Origin of the sequence: Pseudomonas sp. W2Jun17 (genome assembly GCF_023127795.1) — a bacterium.
GTDB lineage: Bacteria > Pseudomonadota > Gammaproteobacteria > Pseudomonadales > Pseudomonadaceae > Aquipseudomonas > Aquipseudomonas synxantha_A.
This window is the reverse complement of sequence record NZ_SPKO01000007.1, coordinates 540629-564939: the sequence shown is the minus strand read 5'-3', so window position 1 is coordinate 564939 and position 24311 is coordinate 540629. Positions and strand designations below refer to the sequence as shown.

Genomic DNA, 24311 nt, shown 5'->3' with positions numbered 1-24311 from the left:
CGAGGTTGCCTACCATGAGTACTCCCCTGAAAATCGATTTCGTCAGCGACGTGTCCTGCCCCTGGTGCATCATCGGCCTGCGCGGCCTGACCGAAGCCCTCGACCAGCTTGGTGCCGAGGTGCAGGCCGAGATTCATTTCCAGCCGTTCGAGCTGAACCCGAACATGCCCGCCGAAGGTCAGAACATCGTCGAGCACATCACTGAAAAATACGGCTCCACCGCCGAAGAATCCCAGGCCAACCGTGCGCGCATCCGCGACATGGGCGCAGCGTTGGGCTTCGCTTTTCGCACCGACGGCCAGAGCCGCATCTACAACACCTTCGATGCGCATCGCCTGTTGCATTGGGCCGGGTTGGAAGGCTTGCAGTACAACCTCAAGGAAGCACTCTTCAAGGCGTACTTCAGCGATGGCCAGGACCCGTCCGACCACGCGACCCTGGCGATCATTGCCGAAAGCGTCGGCCTGGACTTGAAGCGCGCCGCCGAAATTCTCGCCTCTGATGAATATGCCGCCGAAGTGCGCGAGCAGGAAAAACTGTGGATCACCCGCGGAGTGACCTCGGTGCCGACCATTGTGTTCAACGACCAGTACGCTGTCAGCGGCGGCCAGCCTGCTGAAGCCTTTGTGGGCGCGATTCGCCAGATCATTGCCGAAGCGCGATCCTGACGCCGCTCTAATGTGGGAGCTGGCTTGCCAGCTCCCACACTTGATACTCATTGTTTTCAAAAACGGCGCTCATCCAAACGCTGGCCCATCCCTTGCATTACCCCCCTAAAGCCCGGCCGGCCTGCGGTTGGGCGCTGCCATTAGGGGTGAAACACTACCTTGAATATACTTGACCTCGACCACAGCCTTACCGGCCAGGCACCCATTGCCCGACGGTTGGCCAACGGCCGGGCCACGCGTCTGGACCTGCTCGATCTGGGGCCGAAACTGCGCCTGTGGTCCACAGAAAAAACCTGGAAACGATTCACCGAACGCCTGGCCCAACGGCCTCGGCCCAGGGATGCGCGCCCGGAAATCCTGTTTGTCGGTTCCGGTGACTATCACCACCTTACGCCGGCCTTTTTGGCTGATTTGAAAGAGCCCGTCAGCCTGATCCACTTCGACAACCACCCCGACTGGGTACGCTTTGCGCCCAAGCGCCACTGTGGTTCTTGGGTCAACCGCGCACTGAAGATGCCGGCGATCAAGCGCATCGTCACCCTCGGCCCGTGCAGCGATGACCTGCATAACCCACAACTGCGTGGCGGCAACCTTGGCGCGCTCAAGCGCGGGCAATTGCAGCTGTTTCCCTGGCAGCACCCGCCGTCGAAGGTCTGGGGTCGGGTCGGTGATGGAGCGGGTCACCAGCAGCAGGAAAACCACCTGCACTGGCGCAACCTGGCAGAGCTCGATTGGGCGAAATTCCTCGACCAGATGATCGCCAGCCTGCCCACCGAAGCGATCTGGATCACCATCGACAAGGATGTGCTGGCCAGCGAAGACGCCGCCACCAATTGGGATCAGGGCGGTATGCGCCTGACCCATCTGCTCCAGGCCCTGCGGGCGTTGGCGGCGCATAAACGCATCATTGGCATCGACGTGTGCGGTGAGTTCGCCACGCCGGTGTTCAGCAACGCGTTCAAGCGCTGGGAAGCCAAGTCCGACCAGCCGCCACCGCAGCGCTGGAGCGCGCAAGACTTGCAGCGCAATGCCGCGACCAATGAGGCCTTGATCAACCTGTTTGAGGAGCTGTTCCCGTGACCCTGACCGTGGTGTTGTTGCTGGCGTTTTCCATTGTTCTCGATGTGATTGGCCAGCTGTGTTTCAAACTGGGCGTGGACCGCTTACCGCAACTCGATGGCGGGTTCAGCCTGCGCGCATTCTGGGGCCAGGTGTTCAATGCACCGTTGCTCTGGGCCGGTGTGGGCGCCTATGTCATCGAGTTTTTCGTCTGGCTCGAAGCCCTGTCCCGTGCGCCATTGAGTCTGCTGTTTCCGTTGGCGGCTTTGGCCTATTGCCTGGTGGTTCTGGCGGGCAGGGTGGTGCTCAAGGAAAGGGTCAGCCCAAGGCGTTGGCTGGGCACGCTGGTGATTACCTTGGGTGTGATGTTGGTAGCGATTGCGGGGAGCCAGGCATGACGACGCAGACAGTCGATAGCGGTTGGTTACATGGGCGCCTGGGCACCCTGGTGCTGTGGGCGCTGCTGATTGCCACCGAAAGCGCCGGGCAATTGTTTACCAAGGTGGCCGGTGATCAATTGGGGCAGATGGATTTCACTTGGCAGTGGCTGGCCGACGTGGCGCGTAACCCGGGGATCCTGGCGGCGATTGCCAGTTACCTGGGGGCGTTTTTTGTGTGGATGCTGATCTTGCGGCGCAGCAGTTTGTCGCTGGCGTTTCCCCTGAGTTCACTGGTGTTTGTGGCGGTGCTGCTGGGGTCGTGGTTGGGGTTGGGTGAGCACATCAGCCTGTTGCATTGGGTGGGGGTGGGGGTGATTATCGGTGGTATCGCGCTTTTGGCTGAGGGCGAAGAGCACTGAAAACTGTGCTGCGAATCACAGGCAAAATGTGGGAGGGGCGGTGCGACGATTCGACTTGCCCCTCCCACATTTTGGATGTGCTTACTTAAGGCAGAACTGCATCGGGTTCTAATCGAAGGTGTAGCTGATCGCCGTCTGCACCTGCCCCTGATTCACCTCGCCGGCCTGCTTGACGATGCTGCTTCGGGCCGCCGAGCCAACCAGATGCACCCAGCTTGCGCTGGTCAGCAGCGACCAGTGGGGCGCCAGGGGAAAGGCGAAGCTTTGGCTCAACGTCACGTTCTGGAAGCCGCCGCTGGCGTTGTAGGGCCGAAAGCCGGTGGCGGCGGCTTCGTTGTTGTCTACGCCAAAGAAGGTATTGGCCTGGCGTGCATCGGCAAAATGCGCCACCAGCCCACTGCTGCCGATAATCCCGCCGCCCAACGGGTAGCCCAGTTCGCCGCCGATCTTACCCAGGGTGCCGCTCTGGGAATGCCCGCCGCCCACGGCCTGGCCCAGTTGCGCGTAGACCCGCCAGAAGTTGGCCGGGGCGTACTGGATGAAACCGCCGACCTCAGCCATGTCCGACACATTGCGCAAGCCCTGCAACTCACCGTTGGAGGTACGCCCTGCCAGGTAATTGATATAGGGGCCGGCGGTGATGCCGTGGGTGTTCAGCGCGCTCCAGGTCAGGCCGTCGTCGGTGCTCAGGCTGACGTCGCCCCAATCCAGGTCCAGGTAGGGCACGGGTCGGGTTTCGTAGCGGCTGCCGGTGGGGTCATGGGGCTGATAGCTCAGGCCCGCGCCCACGTCGCCGCTGATGCCGTCTGCCCAGGCGGCACTGGAGCAGCCCCATAGGCCGAGCAAACCTGCGAATACGGCAGAAGTGATGTTGGTCATGGTGTACGTTCCTGAGGTGACAGGCGCGCATGAACGCGCAAACCCTCGCGCCTGCGCAAGCACTCATGTTGTTTGTAGCAAGCTACAAAAATTGTAGCTTGCAGCACGTCTATCACTGCGACTCTGCCGGCAAACCCCCAGCCCCACTGGGTTTTGACTAGTTGGCACACTCCCTGCTCTATCCCTGTTGCAAGCGCATACAGCGCGCTCTCTCAGGTACAGGTAGATGATCCACTGGCATATCGTGTGTGACTTCGATGGGACCATTACCCCCACGGATGTCATCGACAACGTCCTCCAACGCTTCGCCGGCCCCGAGTGGGAAACCATTGAACAGCAATGGCTGGACGGGCATATCGGTTCACGCGAATGCCTGAGCCGCCAACTGGCGCTGATCAAGGCCACCCCAAGCGAACTGCTGGCGTATTTCGACAGCGTCGAGATCGACCCGGACTTCCCGGATTTCGTTGATCACGTCATGGACCTGGGCGCCTCTATCGAGGTGGTCAGCGACGGCATCGAGCAGGGCATCGCGCGCATCCTGTCGCGCAATTACGTGACCTTGTTGCCGATCCTCGCCAACCGCCTGCGCCAGGTCGACCAGAACAGCTGGCGTATCGACTTCCCCTACGCCAGCGATGCTTGCCGCGCCGCTTCCGGCAACTGCAAGTGCAAATCCACCCCGCGCAACAAGCGCGTACTGGTGATAGGTGACGGCAAGTCCGACATGTGCGTGGCTTCCACCGCCGACTTCGTGTTCGCCAAGGGCAGCCTCGCCGAGTACTGCGTCGCCAACCAGATTCCTCACGCGCGCTTCGACACCTTTGCGCAAGTGACCGCACTGCTGGCCAAGCTGCCCCAAGGCATCGCCGCCAACGCCACCACCTTCAACACCTCTTCTGACACTCAGGAACTCTTCCATCATGTCTGATATCCGTATCGCTACCGCCGAAGACCAGATCCTTCTGGATAAAGAAGCCAAGTATTGCTCCTACGGCGACACCGTTCACTACATCGAGCCTCCGCGTATTTTCAGCCGTTGCGAAGGCTCCTACGTGTGGGACACCGAAGACCAGGCTTACCTCGACCTGCAAATGTGGTACTCGGCGGTCAACTTCGGCTACGCCAACCCGCGTCTGAACAATGCGCTGAAACAACAGATCGACACCCTGCCGCAAATTGCCAGCCAGTACCTGCACAAAGGCAAGATCGAGCTCTCGGAAATGATCGCGGTCGATGCCAAGAAGAAGTTCGGTCTCGACGGCCGCGTGCACTTCAACGTCGGCGGTTCGCAGTCCATCGAAGACTCGTTGAAGGTGGTACGCAACGCCAGCAACGGCAAAAGCCTGATGTTCGCCTTTGAAGGCGGCTACCACGGCCGCACCCTCGGCGCCTCGTCGATCACCTCCAGCTTCCGCTATCGTCGTCGCTACGGCCACTTTGGTGAACGCGCCAACTTCATCCCATTCCCTTACCACTTCCGTGGCCCGAAGGGCATGACCAAGGAAGAATATGGCAGCCATTGCGTGCAGCAGTTCGCCCGTTTGTTCGAGACCGAATACAACGGCGTCTGGGACCCCAAAACCAACCAGTGCGAATACGCAGCTTTCTATGTCGAGCCGATCCAGGGCACCGGCGGCTACGTGATCCCACCGATGAACTTCTACCGCGAGCTCAAGCACGTCCTGGACCAGCACGGCATCCTGATGGTGTCCGACGAAATCCAGATGGGCTTCTACCGCACCGGCAAGCTCTGGTCGATCGAGCACTTCGATGTGCAGCCGGACGTGATCGTGTTCGGCAAGGCCCTGACCAATGGCCTCAACCCATTGGGCGGTATCTGGGCCCGTGAAGAGTTGATCAACCCGAAGGTGTTCCCGCCAGGTTCGACTCACTCCACCTTCGCCTCCAACCCGTTGGGCACCGCCGTCGGCCTGGAAATGTTCAAGATGACCAACGAAGTCGATTACGGCGCGATGGTCATGGCCAAGGGCAAGTTCTTCCTGGAAGGCTTGCAGGACCTGCAAAAACGCTTCCCGATCATCGGCGATGTCGACGGCCTGGGCCTGGCGCTGCGCTGCGAAATCTGCGGCCCGGACGGCTTCACCCCAGACAAGGCGACCCTGGACTACATGGTCGAGGAAGGCATGAAAGGCGACATGGTGGTGGACGGCCAGAAGCTGGGTCTGATCCTCGACGTGGGCGGTTACTACAAGAACGTGATCACCCTGGCACCGTCCCTGGAAATCAGCTACCCGGAAATCGAATTGGGTCTCAAGCTGCTTGAGCAACTGCTGGTGCGAGCGACCAATCGGTGAATGCGCAAGGGATCGACCTCGGTGAAGGTACCGCCGGCTTCGTTCTCGGTGAAGGTCCGGTCGGGATCCTGTTGATCCACGGCCTGACCGGCACACCGACCGAGTTGCGCCAGGTCGCCAAGGGCCTGGCCAAGACAGGCAATTGCACGGTGTATGTGCCCACGTTGGCCGGGCACTGCGGCGATAACAGCGACTTGCAGGCTACCGGCTGGCGTGATTGGTACGAAGGCGTACGCAAGACCTTCCTGCAGGTCAAGCAACGCCACGGGCAGGTGTTTGTCGGCGGCTTGTCCATGGGCGCGGTGATGTCCATGTATGTGGCCGCCGAACACCCAGGCCAGGTCGCCGGGCTGCTGATGTACTCCACCACCCTGAAGTACGACGGCTGGAGCATCAACAAGCTGGCGTTCCTCACGCCGTTGCTGATGAAGATTCCATTCGGCGTGCACGTTTGCAGCTTCGAAGAAAAGCCGCCCTACGGCATCAAGAATGAGCGCCTGCGGGCCATCGTCGAGCGACAGATGAAGGAAGGCGAAAGCAGCGAGGCCGGTTTACTGACCATGGAAGGCATTACCGTGCGCGAATTGCACCGCATGAACGCGGTGGTCAAAAAGCGCATGCCCGACATCAAGGTGCCGGCGCTGGTGCTGCATTCGATCGAAGACGACATCACCAGCCGCTGGAACGCCGACTACGTGGAACGCCACCTCGGCGGCCCGGTGACCAAGATTTTGCTGGATAACTGCTACCACATGATCACGGTCGACCTGCAATACCGACGGGTGATCGAGTTGAGTGCCGAGTTTGTCGAGCAGCACACAGCCTTCAGGTCAACGCCGGTCAAGGTGGGCGCTGGCTTGCCAGCCATGGCATCACTGCGGTCTGCCTGACGCACCGAGGCCAGCTCTCACATTTGATCGGCGTTCGCCATAGAAATAAGGGCAATCTGTGATAACCACCCAAGCCTTCCCGACCATCCGGGCGATCCAGCGCGATGCCTGGAATGATTGTTTTCCCGGTGCCCTGGAGGATTGGGACTATTACCTGGCTGTAGAAAACGCCGCTATCGATGATTTTCAGTGGCGTTACCTGGCGGTCTACGAAGATGAAACGTTAGTGGCTGTGGCTGCTGCGTTCATTACCCATTATCGCCTAGACACCACGGTGTCGGGGGCGGGCAAGCGCGTGACCGAACGCCTGGCTCGCCTGTGGCCGCAGGCTTTGCAATTGGCGCTGTACGCCATTGGTTCGCCGGTGGCTGAGCGTTGTGATGCGGGGGTCGCCAGCCATGTGCCCGAGGCCCGCCGCGCGTTGTTGTTGCGCCAGTTACTGGCGGCTGCGCGTCGGGATGCCGACCATTTCGGTATTGGGCTGGTGGCGGTCAAGGACGCGCCGACCAACGACCCGCATTGGGCCGACAGTTGTCGTGCGGCCGGCTTTCAGACCATGCCGAGCTTGCCGACCGGGGTGTTGCCGTTGCCCTATGGGTCGGTGGATGCGTACCTGGGCTCGCTGGGCAAATCCACGCGCAAGGACCTGCGTCGCAAGCTACGGGCACCCGGGCCGCGCATCGAGTGGCGGCACAACGTCGATGATGTGCTGCCCCAGATCATGCGCCTGTACGAGGCCACGCTTGCGCGCGCAGATCTGCAGTTCGAGCGCCTGCCTGCCGCTTACTTCACCGGCGTGCTTGAACACCTTCACGAACGGGCGGTCTGTGTTCTTTACTGGGTGGACGAACGCCTGGTGGCGTTCAACCTGATCCTGCTGGATGAGCAGCGGCTGGTGGATAAGTTCTTTGGCCACGACATCGAATTCAGCCGTGAGTACAACCTGTACTTTCGCAGTTGGCTGACCAATGTCGACTATTGTATTGAGCACAATATCCCGGTGTACGAGTGCGGCCAGGCCGGGTATGCCAGTAAACTGCGGCTGGGGTGCGAGTTCGAGGGCAACAGCCTGTTCTTCCGCCACCGCAACCGGCTGGTCAACGGCCTGCTCAAGCTTGTAAAACTGTTTATTCGACCGGATCGTTCCGACCCTGCCATGGCTGCTGCGATAAGCGAAACCTGATGATCACCAAGACCCGCCAGAAAGCCCGCCCCTTTGCCATTTCGCGTTGGAGCGTCCAGCGCAAGCTGGTGCTGGCGTTCTGGCTGGTCAGCGTTATTCCGACCATGATTGCCGCTGAGCTGGCCGCCACCACGCTGTCGCAGATTTTCGACAGCAACGTGCGTATCTGGCTGCAAGAATCGACCAAGATCGTCAAGGATGAGATCGGTGACATCCTTCATGACAACGCGCGCATGGCCAAGCTGTTCTTGCGCTATACCAGCCCACCGTCGTCCAAACAGGCGGCCAAGCATGACCGGCTGACCGCCGACATTGCCGATGCCACCGATATCGACGTGGTCGCGCTGATTCGCACCAGCGACCACAAAGTGGTGTTCAGCACAGCCGCCGATGACATCGTCAGGCAGATCAACCTGACCAGCAATGCCGTGCTACAGACCGTGCAAGTCGCGGGGGTGAGCACGGGGCTGGTGGTGTCAACCTTCGAGACCAGCCGCGATGGCGTTGATTACCTGTTGTTGGTGGCGACCTACCTGGACAGCAGTTTCCTCACCAGCGTGGCCGATGTGCACTCCCTGGACCTGCGTTTGTACCTGGCCAACCCGGCGGGTTTTTCCGAGATATTTTCCACCCAGCGTTTCGAGAATCACCCTTCGCGCATCCCGAAGAACGTCGAGGCCGCGCTGCGCAGCACCAAGCAGCCCAGCGAGCAATTCACTAACCAGTACAGCGGTTTGTACTGGCCGATCTTCAATGATGCCGGCGAACTGCAAGGCGTTATATTCAGCGGCCTGTTGCGTCACACCAGCCTGGTAGGGCTGGTGAACCAGAGCAACCTGTTCGTGCTGATCTTCCTGCTCAGCTCGGCGCTGTCACTGGCGGCCGGGGTGCTGGTGTCGCAGCGCCTGACCAAACCGCTGCGCGACTTGTCCCAAGGTGTGAACGCGGTGATCTCCGGTAGTTACGCGCATCGCGTGGTGGTCAGTGGCGGTGATGAACTGGCGCAGTTGAGCAGCACCTTCAACCACATGACCGAGCGCCTCGGCGAACTGCACCACCTGGAAGCCCAACTACGCCGGCGTGATCGGCTGCATGCCCTGGGTGAAGTCGCCATGGGCCTGGCCCATGAAATCCGCAACCCGCTGGGCATCATCAAGACCGCCACCCAATTGTTGCATCGGCGGGCCGACCTCGCGGAAACCGATAAGCGTCACCTGGAGTACGTCATCAGCGAGGTCAGCCGCATCAACGAGCTGATTACCGAGTTCCTCGATTTCGCCAAGCCCAATCCACCGATACGCGTGCTGCAGCCGGCACGTGCCCTGGTGGAAGAAATCCTCGGTTTCTGCGGCCCGGAGCTGAGCACTCACAATATTGATGCACAGATTGACGATCAGGCGCCCGACGCCACGATCTATGCCGATGCCAAGCAGCTCAAGCAGGCTTGCCTCAATCTGATACTCAACGCCATCGACGCGATGCCTGAAGGCGGGCGCCTGACCCTGGGCATCCGCAACGTGGGCGACAACACGGTGATCAGCATCGCCGATACGGGCCAGGGTATCCCGGCGGATATGGTCGAGCGTATCTTCACGCCGTTTGTCACCACCAAGGCATCGGGCACCGGACTGGGCCTGGCCAAAGTCTATTCGATCATGGAAAGTCACGACGGCAGCATCGAATGCGCCAGTGAGAAAGATGCCGGCGCCACCTTCAGCCTGTACATTCCGGCTAACGGTGAAGACGACGGCGAGGATGAGGACGGGCATGACGCATAACGTATTGGTGGTGGACGACGAGCCCAAGCTCTGTGATTTGCTGACCCAGGCCCTGAGCCAGAACGGTATCCAGGTGTTCAGCGCGGGCAACGGCCTGCATGCGCTCAAGGTGCTGGGCGAGGAGGACATCGACCTGGTGATCAGCGACTGGCGTATGCCGGGCATGGACGGGCCGGCATTGCTGGCCGAGATCAAGGTGCGCTATCCACAGGTGCCGGTGATTGTGATGACCGCCTACAGCACGGTAAAAAATGCCGTGCAGTCGATGCGCAACGGTGCCTATGACTACATCGCCAAGCCGTTCGATATCGACGAGCTGGATATCACCGTGGCCAAGGCCCTGCAATTTCGCGACATCATGCGCGATAACGCGCGGATGCGCGCCGAGCTGGATGAACATGCGCAGTTCGACAGCCTGGTGGGCGACAGCCCGGCGTTTCGCAAGGTGCTGCAAGCCGTGGATTCGGTGCGTGACAGCAGCGCAACCATCCTGCTGACCGGCGAAAGCGGCACCGGCAAGGAAATGGTCGCCCGCGCCATCCACAAGCATGGCAGCCGCGCCGACAAACCCTTTGTGGCCGTCAACTGCGCGGCGATTCCCGAAGGTTTGCTGGAAAGCGAGATGTTCGGCCATCGCAAAGGCGCCTTCACCGGCGCCGTGGCCGACCGGGTAGGGCGCTTCATGCAGGCCGACAAGGGCACGCTGTTCCTCGATGAAGTGGGGGACATGCCCCTGGCGTTGCAGGCCAAGATTTTGCGCGCCTTGCAAGAGCGGGTCATCGAGCCGGTGGGCGATCCACGCGAGCGCAAGGTGGATGTGCGGGTCATTGCCGCCACCAACAAGAACCTGCTGGACGCAGTGGCGAACAAAGAGTTTCGCGAAGACCTCTACTACCGCCTCAACGTCTTCCCGATTCCATTGCCGGCCCTGCGTGAGCGCGTGGAAGATATCGCGCCCCTGGCCCGGCATTTCGCCCAGACCTTGAGCGCCACCGCCGGTAAGCGCATTACCGGCTTCAGCCCCGAGGCATTGCAGGCGATGGCGGCGTATCACTGGCCGGGCAATATCCGCGAGCTGCAAAACTGCGTGGAGCGCGCGACCATCGTGGCAGCGTCGCCGGTGATCGAGGATATTGATTTGCCGGGTTATCTGTTTGCTTCAAAACCGAGCGAGGGCGATGTGACGGCGATCCTCAGCGACGGCCCGGGCGTGCCGCAGGATCTGGATGCGGCGCTGGCCGAGGTGGAGAAAGCCTACATTCTGGCGGCGTTGCAGGAGAGCAACGGGGTGCAGGCCGCGGCGGCGCAGCGGATCGGGATTTCCGAGCGCAGTTTCTGGTATCGCCTGAAAAAACTCGGGATTCAAGTCGACAAAATCGTCCGCTGACGCACGGCGGGCAAAAAATGTGGGAGGGGGCTTTCTCCCACATTTTTGACCGAGTTGAGTCAGGAGTGGAGGCGAACCCAGATGCTGACCAGGATCGTCGCGGCCATCAACCAGGCCACGGCAGCCACTGCCAGTGATGCCTCCAGCCGCATCCGATCGACCATCACATACAAGGTCGCCAGGTACACGAAGTACGGAATGATCGACCACATCCCGAACACGATGGTGGTCTTCAAATCCTCCACCGAACGCCCTTTGCCGACGATGTAGTGGGCGATCAGCGCGAAGGTCGGAAACAGTGGCACCAAGCCTGCGATGTAATAGTTTTTGGTCTTGGCCAGTGCCGCCAGGATCAGCACCACCGCCGCGCCAAGTGCGGCCTTCAAGAACAGATCCATCAGTGGCTCAACCCGTATTTCTTGACCTTGTCGAACAGCGTGGTCTTGGCCATGCCCAATTCCTGGCTGGCCTGGGTCAGGTTGCCGCCGCTACGCTGCAGGGCGTCCACCAGCAGGTTGCGCTCAAAGGCTTCTACCGCTTCGGTAAAGGCCAGGCCATGGTTGCCGCTGCTGGCGCCGCTTTTCTTGAAGGCGGGCAGCCCCAGGGCAAAACGTTCGGCGACGTTGCGCAGTTCACGCACGTTGCCCGGCCAGTCGTGGCTCATCAGGCTCGACAAGGTCTGGTTGTCCAGCTCCGGCACCGCCCGGTCGAAGCGCAGCGACGATTGCTGCAGGAAGTGTTCGAACAGTTGCAGGATGTCTTCGCGCCGCTCGCGCAAAGGCGGCAGTTCCAGGGTGACCACGTTGAGGCGGTAGTACAGGTCGCTGCGGAACTGGTTGGCGCGGCTCAGTTCGTCGAGGTCGGACTTGGTGGCAGCGATTACCCGGCAATCCACTGCCACGCTCTGGTTCGAACCCAGGCGCTCCAGGGTGCGTTCCTGCAGCACCCGCAGCAGTTTGATCTGCAGGTTGATCGGCATACTTTCCACTTCATCGAGGAACAGCGTGCCTTGGTGGGCGTGTTCGATCTTGCCGATGCGGCGTTTGCCGGCGCCGGTGAAGGCATTGGCCTCGTGGCCGAAAATTTCGCTTTCGAACAGGTTTTCCGGCAGGCCCCCGCAGTTCAAGGCGACGAACTGATGGGAGTGGCGTCGGCTGAAATCATGCAGGCAACGGGCAACCAGCTCCTTGCCAGTGCCAGTCTCACCTTCGATCAGCACGTTGGCCGACGTGTCGGCGACGTTGGCGATCAGCTCGCGCAGGTTCTGCATCGCCGGCGAGCGGCCAATGATGCGGCCTTCCAGCGAATCACGCTCGGCCAACTGGCGGCGCAGTGACCAGACCTCTCGCGCCAGCCCACGCTGCTCCAGGGCGCGACGGGCAACATCGACCAGGCGCTCGGGAGAGAAGGGTTTTTCCATGAAATCGTAGGCGCCGTTGCGCATGGCGCCGACGGCCATGGAAATATCGCCATGCCCGGTAATCAGGACCACCGGCAGGCTTTTATCCAACGCCTTGAGGCGGGTCAGCAGCTCCAGACCATCGATGCCCGGCAGGCGAATATCGCTGATGACGATGCCGGCAAAGTTTTCGCCGATACGTTTGAGCGCTTCTTCGGCGCTGCCCACGCCGACGCTGTGGATGTCTTCCAGCGCCAGGGCCTGTTGGCAACCGAGCAGCACGTGGGGATCATCTTCGACGATCAGCACGGTCAGTTCTTGGGGATCAGTATTCATGTCGACTCAACTTTTTTAGCGCCCGCCAGCGGCAGGTTAAGGACAAAGGCAGTACCACCACCGGCCGGGTGTTCCACGGCCAGGCTGCCACCGGTCGCGGCTGCGAGGCTCGCGGACAGGGTCAGGCCCAGGCCCAGGCCTTGTTCGCCGGGCTTGGTGGTGAAGAAGGGTTCGAACAAATGCTTGCGTGCCTCAGGGGCGATGCCGTGACCATTGTCGCGTACCAGCAGGCGGTATTTGCCCTCGGTACTCTGGCCCTCCAACCACAATTGCGGCGCCGGTTGCATCTGCATCGCGTCCAGAGCATTACCGATCAGGTTGACCAGAATCTGTTCCAGGCGTGTCTGGTCGATCTGCAACTGGGCGGGTGCGAAGTCGCGGTGCAAGGTCAGTGGCAAACCGTCCAGGCGTGCGCCCAGCACCTGGAACGCAGCGTCCACGGCCTTGCCCAGGCTGGCTTCGCCCTGGTCATCGCCGCGCCGGGCGAACGAGCGCAGGCTGGCGGTGATACGGCCCATGCGGTCGATCAGTTCGTTGATGGTCTTGAGGTTGGTGCTGGCGGTGTCCAGGGCGCCGCGCTCAAGGAAGCGCACGGTATTGCCGGACAGGGTGCGCAGCGCGGCCAGCGGCTGGTTCAACTCGTGGGCGATGCTGGTGGACATCTGGCCGATGGCGGCGAGTTTGCCGGCCTGCACCAGTTCGTCCTGGGCGCGGCGCAGGGTCTCTTCGGCCTGGCGCCGTTCGCGGATCTGGCCCTTGAGCCGTTCGTTACTGGCGCGCAGGTCGGCGGTGCGTTCGGCGATCCGCCGCTCCAGTTGGCTGTTGGCTTCCTGCAGGGCTTCCCGAGCGGCGAGGCGGGTGGCGATGACCTTGCGTCGCTCGTTCCAGGCAATCAGCAGGAAGGCGACAAGGCCGAAGGCAACTGCCACCAGGATGCCCTGATTGATCGCGGCACGGCGCAGATCATTGAGCGGGGTGAGCAGGGTGAAATTCCACGGCGTGTCGTTGAGCGGTCGGGTTTGCGCCAGGTAGCTGACGGCGTGCTGGTCGTTGACCACTTCCGAATTGGCCGGGAAGGTCAGTTTCTCGGTGCCTTCGTTCAGGCGCTCGCGGGCCAGGGGTTGCAGTTCATTGAGCGTCGCCCAGTAATATTGCAGGCTGTGGGCCAGGCGATCCTTGGTGTCATCGCTCAGCGGGCGTACAGCCTTGAGGCGGCGCGCCGGGTCACTGGACAGAATGATGATGCCATTCTCGTCGCTCACGAACGCCTCGAGACGGGCGCGCTGCCAGCGTTCTTCGAGGGCTTCGAGGCGCACCTTGACCACGGCGACGCCGATGATCTTGCCGTGCTCTTCCAGGCCATGGGCCAGGTAATAGCCGGGTTCGCCGTTGGTGCTGCCGATACCGTAGAAACGGCCGGGCTGGCCGCGTACGGCATTCTGGAAATAGGCGCGAAAAGACAGGTCCTCACCCTGGTAACTGTCGGCATCGCGCCAGTTACTGGTGGCCAGCACGCGGCCGGTGGTGTCCATCACGTAGATGGCGCGGCTGCGACTGCGACGATTCAGGCCCTCAAGGTAGTCGTTGACCGTTTTGCGGGTTTCCTGGTTCGGCTCGGCCAGCAATTGCGACACGCTGGACTCCAGCTCCAGCAGGCTGGGCAGGTAGGTGTATTTGCTCAGTTCACTTTCGACGGTGCGGGCGTGCAACTCCAACTGGCGTTCGCCGTTGTCGCTGAGGGTGCGGATACCATAGTACTCGCTGACCCAAAAGCCGATATAACCCAGGCCGATCATCAGGGCGATGATCAACGGCGGCAGGAACAGTTGGCGTATCAGACGAGGCTTCACGGCAAGTGATGGCGGCGCGGCGCGATATTGATTGGGGTCGCATTTCATCACAGATGCCTTGGGTCAACCAGAGCTGCCAGCCTGTGCGATCCAGTGTGGGAGGGGGCTTGCCCCCGATAGCAGTGTGTCAGTCGATACATCTGTGACTGATCCACCGCTATCGGGGGCAAGCCCCCTCCCACATTGGCCATATTCCTACAGTGGGAGCTGTTTAGTACTTAGTGCTGCAGGATTTTCTCAAGGAAGTGCTGCGCACGTTCGGAGCGTGCGCTGATGTCGCCGAAGAACTCTTCTTTCGGGCAGTCTTCGATGATCTTGCCGGCGTCCATGAAGATCACGCGGTCGGCCACTTTGCGGGCGAAGCCCATTTCGTGGGTCACGCACATCATGGTCATGCCTTCATGGGCCAGTTGCACCATCACGTCGAGCACTTCGTTGACCATTTCCGGGTCCAGCGCCGAGGTCGGCTCGTCGAACAGCATGACGATCGGGTCCATGGCCAGGGCGCGGGCAATCGCCACACGTTGCTGCTGGCCGCCGGAGAGCTGGCCAGGATGCTTGTGGGCGTGTGCCGACAAGCCCACGCGGTCGAGCAGTTGCAGGCCCTTCTTGGTGGCTTCTTCCTTGCTGCGGCCCAGCACCTTGATCTGCGCGATGGTCAGGTTTTCAGTGATAGTCAGGTGCGGGAACAGCTCGAAGTGCTGGAACACCATGCCAACGCGTGAACGCAGTTTTGGCAGGTTGGTCTTCGGGTCGGCGATGGAGGTGCCATCGACCACAATGTCGCCCTTCTGGAACGGTTCCAGCGCGTTGACGCACTTGATCAGGGTGGACTTGCCCGAGCCGGAGGGCCCGCACACCACGATCACTTCGCCTTTTTTAACCTCGGTGCTGCAATCGGTCAGCACCTGGAAGTCGCCATACCACTTGTTGATGTTCTTGATAGAGATCATACGGCAAACCTTTTTTGCAGACGCTTGACCAGCAGCGAGGCGGAAAAGCTGATGATGAAGTAGACGACACCGGCAAAGATCAGGAACTCATTGGAGCGGCCGATGATGTCGCCGTTGGAGCGGGCGGAGTTGAGGAAGTCCACCAGGCCCACGGTGTAGACCAGGGAGGTGTCCTGGAACAGGATGATCGACTGTTGCAGCAGCAACGGCGTCATCTTGCGGAACGCCTGGGGCAGGATGATCAGACGCATGGTCTGGCCGTAGGTCATGCCCATCGCTTGTGCCGCTGCCATCTGGCCCTTGGGGATCGACTGCACGCCGGCCCGCACGATTTCGCAGAAGTACGCAGCCTCGAACATCATGAATGCCACGACGCAGGAAGTGAACGCACCGATCGGCGTGTCTTCGCCGGTGATCCAGCGCAGTACGAACGGCACCGCCAGGTAGAACCAGGTGATCACCAGCAGCAGCGGGATCGAGCGGAAGTAGTTCACATAGGCGCCGGCCACACGCGACAGCAGTTTATTGGACGACAAGCGCATCAGGGCCAGGATGGTCCCGATGATGATGCCGCCGACCACGCCCATGACCATCAGCTTCAAGGTCATGACCATGCCGTTCCACAGGCCCGGGATGGCGGGGATGATGCCGCTGAAATCGAAGTCCATTATTTACCCCCCACGGAGATCAGGCCGGGCACTGCGACTTTCTTCTCCACTACGCGCATCAGCAGCATCAGGCTCATGTTCAGGGTGAAGTAGATCAGCGTGGCCAGGGTGAAGGCTTCAAACAGGTTGGCCGAAAACTCGGCGGTCTGTTTGGTTTGCGCCAGCAGTTCCATCAAGCCGATCAAGGACGCCACGGAGGAGTTCTTGAACACGTTGAGGAATTCGGAGGTAAGCGGTGGAATGATGATGCGATACGCCTGGGGCAGCAGCACGTTCCAGTAGATCTGCGGCAGCTTGAAGCCCATGGCGCGCGCGGCGGATTCCTGGCCACGTGGCAGCGCCTGGATGCCTGTACGTACTTGCTCACACACACGGGCGGCGGTGAACAGGCCCAGGCACACCACAACGCTCAGGTAGGCCGAGGTGGTCGGGTTCAGGTCTTGTTTGTACCAGTCCTGCAGGTTTTGCGGCAGCATGTCCGGTACCAGGAAGTACCAGATGAACAGCTGAACCAGCAGCGGCACGTTACGAAACAGTTCTACGTAGCAGGTCGCAATGCCCGACACGAGGCGGTTTGGCACCGTGCGCATGACCCCCAGAATGGAGCCCAGCAGCAAGGCGATAATCCATGCCACGATGGCGATGGCGATGGTCCAGCCCAGCCCGGAGAGGTACCAGTCGAGATAAGTCTCGCTGCCCACGCCGGTGGACTTGAAGAACACGCCCCAGTCCCAGTTGTAATTCATTAGGGTCTCCCCTCGAGATCGATCGATGTACAAGCACCCGCTTGGGAAGATCCTTTTCCGCCCGACAATGAATGCCAGGCACACGCGATCGGCTCGAAAACCGCCAGGTCGAGTGTTCCAAGTTGAAGCTAGCAGGTAATTACAGACGCCTGAGGGAGGGTTGGCTCCCTCAGGAGATAAGCTTAGTCAGGTATCAGATTTTTACTTCTGGCGCTGGTTTGTCGCTTGGGTTGGCGATCAGCTCCTTGACCTTGTCGCTCATCGGGAAGTTCAGGTTCAGGCCCTTCGGTGGGATTGGGCTTTCGAACCATTTGGCGTAGATCTTGTTGATCTCGCCGGACTTGTACAGGGCGACAATGGCGTCATCCACGGCTTTCTTGAAGTCCGGGTCGCCTTTGCGAACCATGCAAGCATAGGCTTCGAAGGACTGCGGAGTGCCGGTGATAACCCAGTCATCCGGCTTCTTGGCCTTGGCTTCTTCACCGGCCAGCAGCGCGTCGTCCATCATGAACGCAACGGCACGGCCGCTTTCGAGCATCTGGAAGGATTCGCCGTGGTCTTTGGCAGAGATAACGTTCATGCCCATCTGCTTGTCGGCGTTCATCGCCTTGATGATGCGCTCGGACGTGGTGCCGGCGGTGGTCACGACGTTCTTGCCTTTGAGGTCGGCAAAGTCAGCGTAGGACGGCTTGCCTTCCTTGTCTTTCTTGACCAGCAGGCGGGTGCCGATTTCGAAGATGTTGACGGTGAAGTCGACTTGCTGGGCGCGTTCGGCGTTGTTGGTGGTGGAGCCGCACTCCAGATCCGCGGTGCCGTTCTGGATCAACGGGATACGGGTTTGCGAGGTCACCAGGTTGTATTTGGCTTTCAGGTCGGGTTTGTTCAGGTCTTTTTTCAGTTGTTCAACGACGGCCAACTGAATGTCGTGGGAGTAGCCCACGGGTTTGCCCGAACCATCCGCAATGTAGGAAAACGGAATAGAGCTGTCGCGGTGAGCGAGAGTGATGGTGCCGGAGTCGTTGATTTTCTTCAGCGTGCCGGTGAGTTCTGCGGCGAAAACTGGAGTGCTGATCAGAGCAGCAGCGATAGCTGCGCCCAGGATATGGGGAACGATACGCATCAATACTTCCTCGACATTTGTTTTTTTTATGAAGCCAGGTGAACGGCTCTCTTGTATAGCGAATGCCCGTGACGGCTCCTAAGGCGCCTCAGGTAATCGTCAGAGAGTGTAGAGCATGAGTCGTGCCATACCGAAAATAAAAGGGTAACTACATGATTTATATGGAGATTAACTTTTTGTTTCGGCGATATTTTCAGGCGGAGGTCCGGCAAACCGAATAGGGTGGAGGGGTGTGTTCGGAAAACCGAATAGTCCGTAGGGGCGAGCTTGCTCGCGAAAAACGCAAAAACGCCGCGTTTATGCTGAATAAACGCGGCGCTCTCAGGTTTTTCGCGAGCAAGCTCGCTCCTACAATTGGGCGGTCAGGCCGCTTCGATCTTGCTGCGGCTCTGCTCGACCTTGGACAGGTAACGCTGCAGGTTTTCCTGCTCCTGCGGTGTGGTGAACAGGCCAAGCTTGGTACGGCGCCACAGCACGTCCTGCGGTTGGGTCACCCACTCTTCGGCGCACAGGTAGTCGACTTCGCGGGTATACAGGCCGCCACCCAGGTGGTCACCGAGGTCGGCCAGCGATTGCACGCCTTCCAATAGGCGCCAGGTGCGGCTGCCATAAGTGGTGGACCAGCGACGGGCGATCTCGCTCGGCACCCAGTCGAACTTGTTGCGGATGGATTCGGCCAGCGCTTCAGGCGTGCTCATGTTTTCGCCGCCGGGCAGGCTGGCGGTGGCGGTCCAGCTTGGGCGCATCTGGGTAAAGTACGGCGCCAGTTGGGCCATGGCCGATTCGGCCAGCTTGCGATAGGTGGTCAGCTTGCCGCCGAATACCGACAGGATCGGCGCTTCGCCGGAGCCGCCGGACAGCGACAGGGTGTAGTCACGCGTAATGGCCGATGGGTTGTCCGACTCGTCATTGCACAGTGGGCGCACGCCGGAATACGTGTGGACGATATCCTCGCGGCTCAGCTGCTTCTTGAAGTGCGCGTTGACCACTTTGAGCATGTAGTCGGTTTCACCTTCGGTAATCGCTACTTTAGCCGGGTCGCCCGTGTATTCGCGGTCGGTGGTGCCGATGATGGTCAGGTGGTTCAGGTACGGAATGGTGAAGACGATGCGTTGGTCTTCGTTCTGCAGGATATGCGCGTGGGCGCCCTCGTACAGTCTTGGCACGATCAGGTGGCTGCCCTGGATCAAGCGGATGCCGTAAGGCGAATCCAGCTTCAGGTCGTCCCTGATGAATTTGGCTACCCACGGGCCGGCGGCATTCACCAGCGCGCGTGCGCGGATCGAGAACAGGCTGCCGTCGGCACGTTCCATGTTCATTTCCCACATGCCGTTGCTGCGCTTGGCGCTGACGCAACGAGTCTGGGTGTGGATGTGCGCGCCTTTCTCGCGGGCAGCCATGGCGTTGAGTACCACCAGGCGGGCGTCGTCGACCCAGCAGTCGGAGTATTCAAAGCCCTTGGTGATTTCGCTTTTGAGCGGGCTGTCGGCGCCGAACTTGAGGCTTTTGGAGCCCGCCAGCTTTTCGCGCTTGCCCAAGTGGTCATAGAGGAACAGACCGGCACGAATCATCCACGCCGGGCGCAGGTGCGGGCGGTGTGGCAGTACGAAGCGCATTTGCTTGACGATGTGCGGGGCCTTGGCCAGCAGTACTTCACGCTCGGCGAGGGCTTCACGCACCAGGCGGAATTCGTAATGTTCCAGATAACGCAGGCCACCGTGGATCAGCTTGCTGCTGGCCGAAGACGTGTGGCTTGCCAAGTCATCCTTTTCGCAAAGGAATACCGACAAACCGCGCCCGGCTGCGTCTGCTGCAATGCCGACGCCGTTGATCCCGCCGCCAATTACGGCAACGTCATAGACTTCGGCAAGCGGTGGAGCAGGCAAGGTGGAAGGGTTCATCGGCTAGCCTCGCGATCTTTTCGTCTTGGAATTCGAACATTAATGTTCATTTGCGAAAATGGTAGCTGATAAATGCGGGCACAGCCAGCTGACTTCGATTGAAAAAACTCATCGAAGGGCAGGAAAAGGAAAATTTGTGAACATGAGTCGGGGGAAGACTCAAGAGGTTGAGTGCTGGATAGATCGCCATCGGGAGCAAGCCCCCTCCCACTTTGGTATGTGTTCACAGCTCAAAATGTGGGAGGGGGCTTGCTCCCGATGGCGGCAGTGCAGGCGCTACACGACCTCGAGCCGCACCTTATGCTCATTTAACACTTGCACCAATGCGGGCACCGGCTGCTGGTCAGTCACCAGGCAATCCACCAGGCTGATGGGCCCCAGGCGAATCATTGCATTGCGCCCGAATTTGCTGGAGTCCGCCGCCAGGATCACCTGCCGCGCATTGGCGATGATGGCCTGGGAAACCCGCACCTCCTGATAATCGAAGTCCAGCAGGCTGCCGTCCTCGTCGATCCCGCTGATACCGACCAGGGCAAAGTCGACCTTGAACTGATTGATGAAATCGACACTGGCCTGGCCCACCACGCCGCCATCGCGGCGCACGTTGCCGCCGGTCAGCAACACATCGAAGTCGTCCTTGGCACTGAGCATGGTGGCGACGTTGAGGTTATTGGTGATGATTTTCAGGTGGCTGTGATTGAGCAGCGCACGAGCGATGGATTCGGTGGTGGTGCCGATGTTGATGAACAGCGAGGCATGATCGGGAATCTGAGCGGCGATCGCTTCGCCGATGCGTTGCTTCTCGTCACGCATCTGATCGGCCCGCATGGCGTACGCGGTGTTCTCGACACTGGAGTCATAGGCCGCGCCGCCGTGGTAGCGGCGCAGCAGATTGGCGTCCGCCAGTTGGTTGATATCGCGGCGGATGGTTTGCGGGGTGACAACGAATAGCTGCGCCATTTCCTCGATACTGACGTAGCCGCGTTCGCGGACCAGTTCGAGGATTTGTTGTTGGCGGGGAGGCAGATTCATGGGGCGTCCTTTGGGCTGCCATACAAAAGTGGCCCATGATGACGCAGGAATCCGCTCCCTGCCAGTTACAACCTTATTCAGCGCCTTCGTGCGGTTCCCAGTCACGGGTGCGGCTCACCGCTTTTTGCCAGCCGGCGTAGAGTTTCTCTTTGGCCGCTTCATCCAGCTGTGGTTCGAACTCGCGCTCGATCACCGCCTTGCCACGCAACTCCTCCAGGCTGCCCCAGAAGCCACACGCCAGGCCAGCCAGGTAGGCGGCGCCGAGGGCAGTAGTCTCGCGCATTTGTGGGCGTTCGACCTGAGTGCCGAGGATGTCGGCCTGAAATTGCATCAGGAAGTTGTTGGCGACCGCACCACCGTCCACGCGCAGGGCCTTGAGGCGTTCGCCCGAGTCCTGCTGCATGGCGTCGAGTACGTCGCGGGTCTGGTAGGCAATCGACTCCAGCGCCGCACGAATGATGTGGTCCACGCGTACGCCTCGTGTCAGGCCGAACAGCGCGCCACGGGCATACGGGTCCCAGTACGGTGCGCCCAGGCCGGTAAAGGCGGGTACCAGATACACGCCGTTGCTGTCCTTGACCTTGCCGGCGAAGTATTCGGTGTCGTGGGCGTCGTTGATGATTTTCAGTTCGTCACGCAGCCATTGCACAGTGGAGCCACCATTGAATACCGCGCCTTCCAGAGCGTAAGCCACTTCACCGCGGGGGCCGCAGGCGATGGTGGTGAGCATGCCGTGCTTGGATTTCACCGCCTTGTCGCCGGTGTTCATCAGCAGGAAGCAACCGGTGCCATAGGTGTTCTTGGCCTGGCCGGCTTCGACGCACATCTGGCCGAACAGCGCGGCCTGTTGGTCACCGGCAATACCGCCAATGGCGATGCCACTTTTGGTGCGGCCGTAGATTTCGGAGGACGACTTCACTTCGGGGAGCATTTCCCGCGGGATGTCGAGAATTTCCAGCATCTTCGCATCCCACTCCAGTGTGTGGATGTTAAAGAGCATGGTGCGCGACGCGTTGGTGTAGTCGGTGACGTGGGTCTTGCCGCCGGTAAATTTCCAGATCAGCCAGCTGTCGACGGTGCCGAACAACAGCTCGCCATTGCGCGCACGTTCGCGGCTGCCTTCGACGTTGTCGAGGATCCACTTGAGCTTGGTGCCGGAGAAGTACGGGTCGGTAACCAGACCGGTAGTGTCGCTGATGTACTGCTCATGGCCGTCTCGCTTGAGTTGCTGGCAAATTTCGGTGCTGCGTCGGCACTGCCAGACGATGGCGTTGTAGATCGGGCGACCGGTGATTTTATCCCAGACCACGGTGGTTTCACGCTGGTTGGTGATACCGATGGCGGCAACCTGATCATGGTGCAAACCGGCCTGGGCCAGCGCCTCTACCATCACCGCGCTTTGGGTGGCGAAGATTTCCATCGGGTCATGCTCAACCCAGCCGGCCTGCGGGTAGTGTTGGACGAATTCACGTTGCGCGGTGCACACCACGTTGGCGTCGCGATCGAAGATGATCGCCCGCGAACTGGTGGTGCCCTGATCGAGGGCAATGATGTAGTTCTTATTCTGAAGGTCGGTCATGTCAATTGCCTTGAACGAAATAAGGAAGTCAGAAATCAGCCTGGGCCGTGAAGGGCAGGGGACCAGGCTGGCGCTTTCAGGAAATACGAGTCTTGCCGTCGACAGCCGTGTCAGGTGTTTCAGCTATAGCAGGTGCTGCGCTCGGCAGGTGGCGAGCGATCAGCCCGCGATAGGCGGCAGCACCGAGGCAAGCACCGACAATCGGGGCGAATATCGGTACCAGGAAGTAAGGAATATCGCGACCGCCAGTAAAGGCCATTTCACCCCAACCGGCGAAAAAGGTCATCAGCTTGGGCCCGAAGTCCCGTGCCGGGTTCATCGCAAAGCCGGTCAGCGGGCCCATGGCGCTACCAATCACGGCGATCAATAAACCGATCAGCAGCGGGGCCAGTGGGCCGCGAGGCAGGCCGTTGTTGTCGTCGGTGAGGGCCATGATCACGCCCATCAATATTGCGGTGATGACCATTTCCACCAGGAATGCCTGGGCCGTGCTCAGCAATGCATGGGGGTAGGTGGAGAACACCGACGCCAGTTCCAGGCTGGCCTGGGAGCCACGGACCATCTGGTGGGTTTGTTCGTAATCGAAAAAAAGATTGCTGTAGAGCGTGTACACCAGTGCGGCGGAGCAGAATGCGCCGGCGACCTGGGCGAGAATATAGAAGGGCAGTTTGCGTTTTTCGAAGTCGGCAAAAAGGCACAGGGCGATACTTACCGCCGGGTTGAGGTGAGCCCCGGATATACCGGCACTCAGGTAGATCGCCATGCTGACACCGATCCCCCAGATGATGCTGATTTCCCATAACCCAAAGCTCGCACCCGCGACCTTGAGCGCAGCGACGCAACCGGTACCGAAGAAGATCAGCAGCGCAGTGCCCAGGAACTCGGCCATGCATTGGCTCGAAAGTGAAGGCTGTTGAAGAGCAGTTGTCATGGAAAACCTCAGTTGTTGTTCTTGTCTGGCGCACTGCCTCAACGGGCGGTTGCGCGATTTTCACCGTGACGAGGATCCCCATCCTTAGCCGCGGCTTACTGCTGGAGCACTGATGGACTATTCCTACAGTATTCGGAAACGAAAAAATATAGACAAGAATGACCGCTGTCAAAGGTCGAAAGTGAACCATTGGTCACTTTCGAACTATTGGTCTGGTGAATGATCACGCCCTTTATACCGAGCTTGTGCCCCAGCAGTGCTTGGACTAGAGCGTTTTGCCGGCGCTTGGCCTAGAATTGGGCACCTGTTTTCACTGCCGGAGACGCCATGACGCCCGCACTGGATTTGTTGAAAAAAGTTCGCGCCGAACATCGCATTCACAGTTATGAACATGACCCCAAGGCGGCGTCGTATGGTCTGGAAGCTGCGGAGAAATTGGGCCTCGACCCGGCGCAGGTGTTCAAGACGTTATTGGCGAGCAGCGAGAAGGGCGAATTGTTGGTGGCGGTGGTGCCGGTCGTCGGAAGTCTGGACTTGAAGGCGCTTGCCCATGCGGCTGGCGTAAAAAAGGTCGAAATGGCAGACCCGGCGGCAGCGCAGCGGTCTACTGGCTATCTGTTGGGCGGTATCAGCCCGCTGGGGCAGAAGAAGCGCTTGCGCACGTTTATCGACGAAACTGCGCAACCCTTTGCAACGATTTTTGTCAGTGCCGGGAGGCGAGGGCTGGAGGTGGAATTGCCAGCGGCGGTGCTGGCTCAACATACCCAAGCCAAATTCGCGGCCATAGGCCGGGCCTGATGATCAGCCCTGTGGAGATCTAATGGGGGAGGGGGCT

General features: G+C 60.2%; 23 protein-coding genes. 11 read left to right on the top strand and 12 right to left on the bottom strand.

Going from position 1 to position 24311, the window contains the following annotated elements:
* The first annotated feature begins 14 nt into the window (after positions 1-14).
* From E4O98_RS06015 to E4O98_RS06000, 4 genes are all read left to right on the top strand, one after another.
* A complete protein-coding gene (locus E4O98_RS06015) occupies positions 15-668 on the top strand; it encodes a DsbA family oxidoreductase (RefSeq protein WP_032877552.1) in 654 nt (217 codons plus the stop codon).
* Between the two features lie 159 nt (positions 669-827).
* A complete protein-coding gene (locus tag E4O98_RS06010) occupies positions 828-1748 on the top strand; it encodes an arginase (RefSeq protein WP_148853361.1) in 921 nt (306 codons plus the stop codon).
* On the top strand, positions 1745-2125 hold the full coding sequence (locus tag E4O98_RS06005; RefSeq protein ID WP_032877549.1) for an EamA family transporter: 381 nt from the start codon (positions 1745-1747) through the stop codon (positions 2123-2125). Before E4O98_RS06010 ends, E4O98_RS06005 begins: the two co-directional genes overlap by 4 nt.
* Positions 2122-2526: an EamA family transporter gene (locus E4O98_RS06000; protein WP_078820405.1), complete on the top strand. Its 405-nt coding sequence runs from the start codon at positions 2122-2124 to the stop codon at positions 2524-2526. The genes E4O98_RS06005 and E4O98_RS06000 overlap by 4 nt, the downstream gene beginning before the upstream one ends.
* A gap of 108 nt (positions 2527-2634) precedes the next feature.
* Here the strand turns inward: E4O98_RS06000 and E4O98_RS05995 are convergent, their stop codons facing one another.
* Positions 2635-3405, bottom strand: coding sequence for a MipA/OmpV family protein (locus E4O98_RS05995; RefSeq protein WP_005785228.1), 771 nt, complete (start codon positions 3403-3405; stop codon positions 2635-2637).
* A 226-nt stretch (positions 3406-3631) separates the two neighbouring features.
* Here E4O98_RS05995 and E4O98_RS05990 point away from each other — a divergent pair, with 226 nt between their 5' ends.
* Genes E4O98_RS05990 through E4O98_RS05965 form a run of 6 tightly spaced genes read left to right on the top strand, consistent with a single transcriptional unit; the run spans position 3632 to position 10961 of the window.
* Positions 3632-4336, top strand: a complete 705-nt coding sequence (locus E4O98_RS05990; protein WP_032877547.1) for an MtnX-like HAD-IB family phosphatase — start codon at positions 3632-3634, stop codon at positions 4334-4336.
* Positions 4329-5723 (top strand): aminotransferase class III-fold pyridoxal phosphate-dependent enzyme, encoded by a 1395-nt coding sequence (locus E4O98_RS05985; protein WP_005785231.1) that lies wholly within the window; start codon positions 4329-4331, stop codon positions 5721-5723. Before E4O98_RS05990 ends, E4O98_RS05985 begins: the two co-directional genes overlap by 8 nt.
* The gene (locus E4O98_RS05980) at positions 5720-6613 is read left to right on the top strand and encodes an alpha/beta fold hydrolase (RefSeq protein ID WP_005785233.1); all 894 of its coding nucleotides are present in this window, start codon (positions 5720-5722) and stop codon (positions 6611-6613) included. Before E4O98_RS05985 ends, E4O98_RS05980 begins: the two co-directional genes overlap by 4 nt.
* Before the next feature lie 58 nt (positions 6614-6671).
* Positions 6672-7796 (top strand): GNAT family N-acetyltransferase, encoded by a 1125-nt coding sequence (locus E4O98_RS05975; RefSeq protein ID WP_032877545.1) that lies wholly within the window; start codon positions 6672-6674, stop codon positions 7794-7796.
* Entirely contained in the window at positions 7796-9574 is a 1779-nt protein-coding gene (locus E4O98_RS05970) for a HAMP domain-containing sensor histidine kinase (RefSeq protein WP_078820407.1), read from the top strand. The genes E4O98_RS05975 and E4O98_RS05970 overlap by 1 nt, the downstream gene beginning before the upstream one ends.
* Positions 9564-10961 (top strand): sigma-54 dependent transcriptional regulator, encoded by a 1398-nt coding sequence (locus E4O98_RS05965; RefSeq protein WP_005785239.1) that lies wholly within the window; start codon positions 9564-9566, stop codon positions 10959-10961. Before E4O98_RS05970 ends, E4O98_RS05965 begins: the two co-directional genes overlap by 11 nt.
* 59 nt (positions 10962-11020) lie before the next feature.
* Here E4O98_RS05965 and E4O98_RS05960 read toward each other — a convergent pair whose 3' ends face one another.
* The 11 genes from E4O98_RS05960 to E4O98_RS05910 form a co-directional block, all read right to left on the bottom strand.
* Positions 11021-11359, bottom strand: a complete 339-nt coding sequence (locus tag E4O98_RS05960) for a GlpM family protein (protein ID WP_005785241.1) — start codon at positions 11357-11359, stop codon at positions 11021-11023.
* Positions 11359-12696 (bottom strand): sigma-54 dependent transcriptional regulator, encoded by a 1338-nt coding sequence (locus E4O98_RS05955; protein ID WP_032877540.1) that lies wholly within the window; start codon positions 12694-12696, stop codon positions 11359-11361. The genes E4O98_RS05960 and E4O98_RS05955 overlap by 1 nt, the downstream gene beginning before the upstream one ends.
* Positions 12693-14594 carry a sensor histidine kinase gene (locus E4O98_RS05950; protein WP_228309394.1) on the bottom strand — a complete coding sequence of 634 codons (1902 nt, stop codon included), beginning with the start codon at positions 14592-14594 and terminating at the stop codon, positions 12693-12695. The genes E4O98_RS05955 and E4O98_RS05950 overlap by 4 nt, the downstream gene beginning before the upstream one ends.
* 170 nt (positions 14595-14764) lie before the next feature.
* A complete protein-coding gene (locus E4O98_RS05945) occupies positions 14765-15499 on the bottom strand; it encodes an amino acid ABC transporter ATP-binding protein (RefSeq protein WP_003188952.1) in 735 nt (244 codons plus the stop codon).
* The gene (locus E4O98_RS05940) at positions 15496-16167 is read right to left on the bottom strand and encodes an ABC transporter permease subunit (protein ID WP_003188954.1); all 672 of its coding nucleotides are present in this window, start codon (positions 16165-16167) and stop codon (positions 15496-15498) included. Before E4O98_RS05940 ends, E4O98_RS05945 begins: the two co-directional genes overlap by 4 nt.
* The gene (locus tag E4O98_RS05935) at positions 16167-16913 is read right to left on the bottom strand and encodes an amino acid ABC transporter permease (protein WP_003188956.1); all 747 of its coding nucleotides are present in this window, start codon (positions 16911-16913) and stop codon (positions 16167-16169) included. Before E4O98_RS05935 ends, E4O98_RS05940 begins: the two co-directional genes overlap by 1 nt.
* Before the next feature lie 193 nt (positions 16914-17106).
* Positions 17107-18033 (bottom strand): glutamate/aspartate ABC transporter substrate-binding protein, encoded by a 927-nt coding sequence (locus E4O98_RS05930; protein WP_005785249.1) that lies wholly within the window; start codon positions 18031-18033, stop codon positions 17107-17109.
* Positions 18034-18395: 362 nt separating this feature from the next.
* Positions 18396-19934 carry a glycerol-3-phosphate dehydrogenase gene (glpD, locus tag E4O98_RS05925; RefSeq protein WP_228309395.1) on the bottom strand — a complete coding sequence of 513 codons (1539 nt, stop codon included), beginning with the start codon at positions 19932-19934 and terminating at the stop codon, positions 18396-18398.
* Between the two features lie 276 nt (positions 19935-20210).
* Entirely contained in the window at positions 20211-20966 is a 756-nt protein-coding gene (locus E4O98_RS05920) for a DeoR/GlpR family transcriptional regulator (protein WP_003188962.1), read from the bottom strand.
* 73 nt (positions 20967-21039) lie between these two features.
* Positions 21040-22545 (bottom strand): glycerol kinase GlpK, encoded by a 1506-nt coding sequence (glpK, locus tag E4O98_RS05915; RefSeq protein WP_005785253.1) that lies wholly within the window; start codon positions 22543-22545, stop codon positions 21040-21042.
* Positions 22546-22621: 76 nt separating this feature from the next.
* Positions 22622-23476: an MIP/aquaporin family protein gene (locus E4O98_RS05910; protein ID WP_032877537.1), complete on the bottom strand. Its 855-nt coding sequence runs from the start codon at positions 23474-23476 to the stop codon at positions 22622-22624.
* Between the two features lie 327 nt (positions 23477-23803).
* Between E4O98_RS05910 and ybaK the strand changes: the two genes are divergently transcribed.
* On the top strand, positions 23804-24274 hold the full coding sequence (gene ybaK, locus E4O98_RS05905) for a Cys-tRNA(Pro) deacylase (RefSeq protein ID WP_248134398.1): 471 nt from the start codon (positions 23804-23806) through the stop codon (positions 24272-24274).
* Positions 24275-24311: the final 37 nt, after the last annotated feature.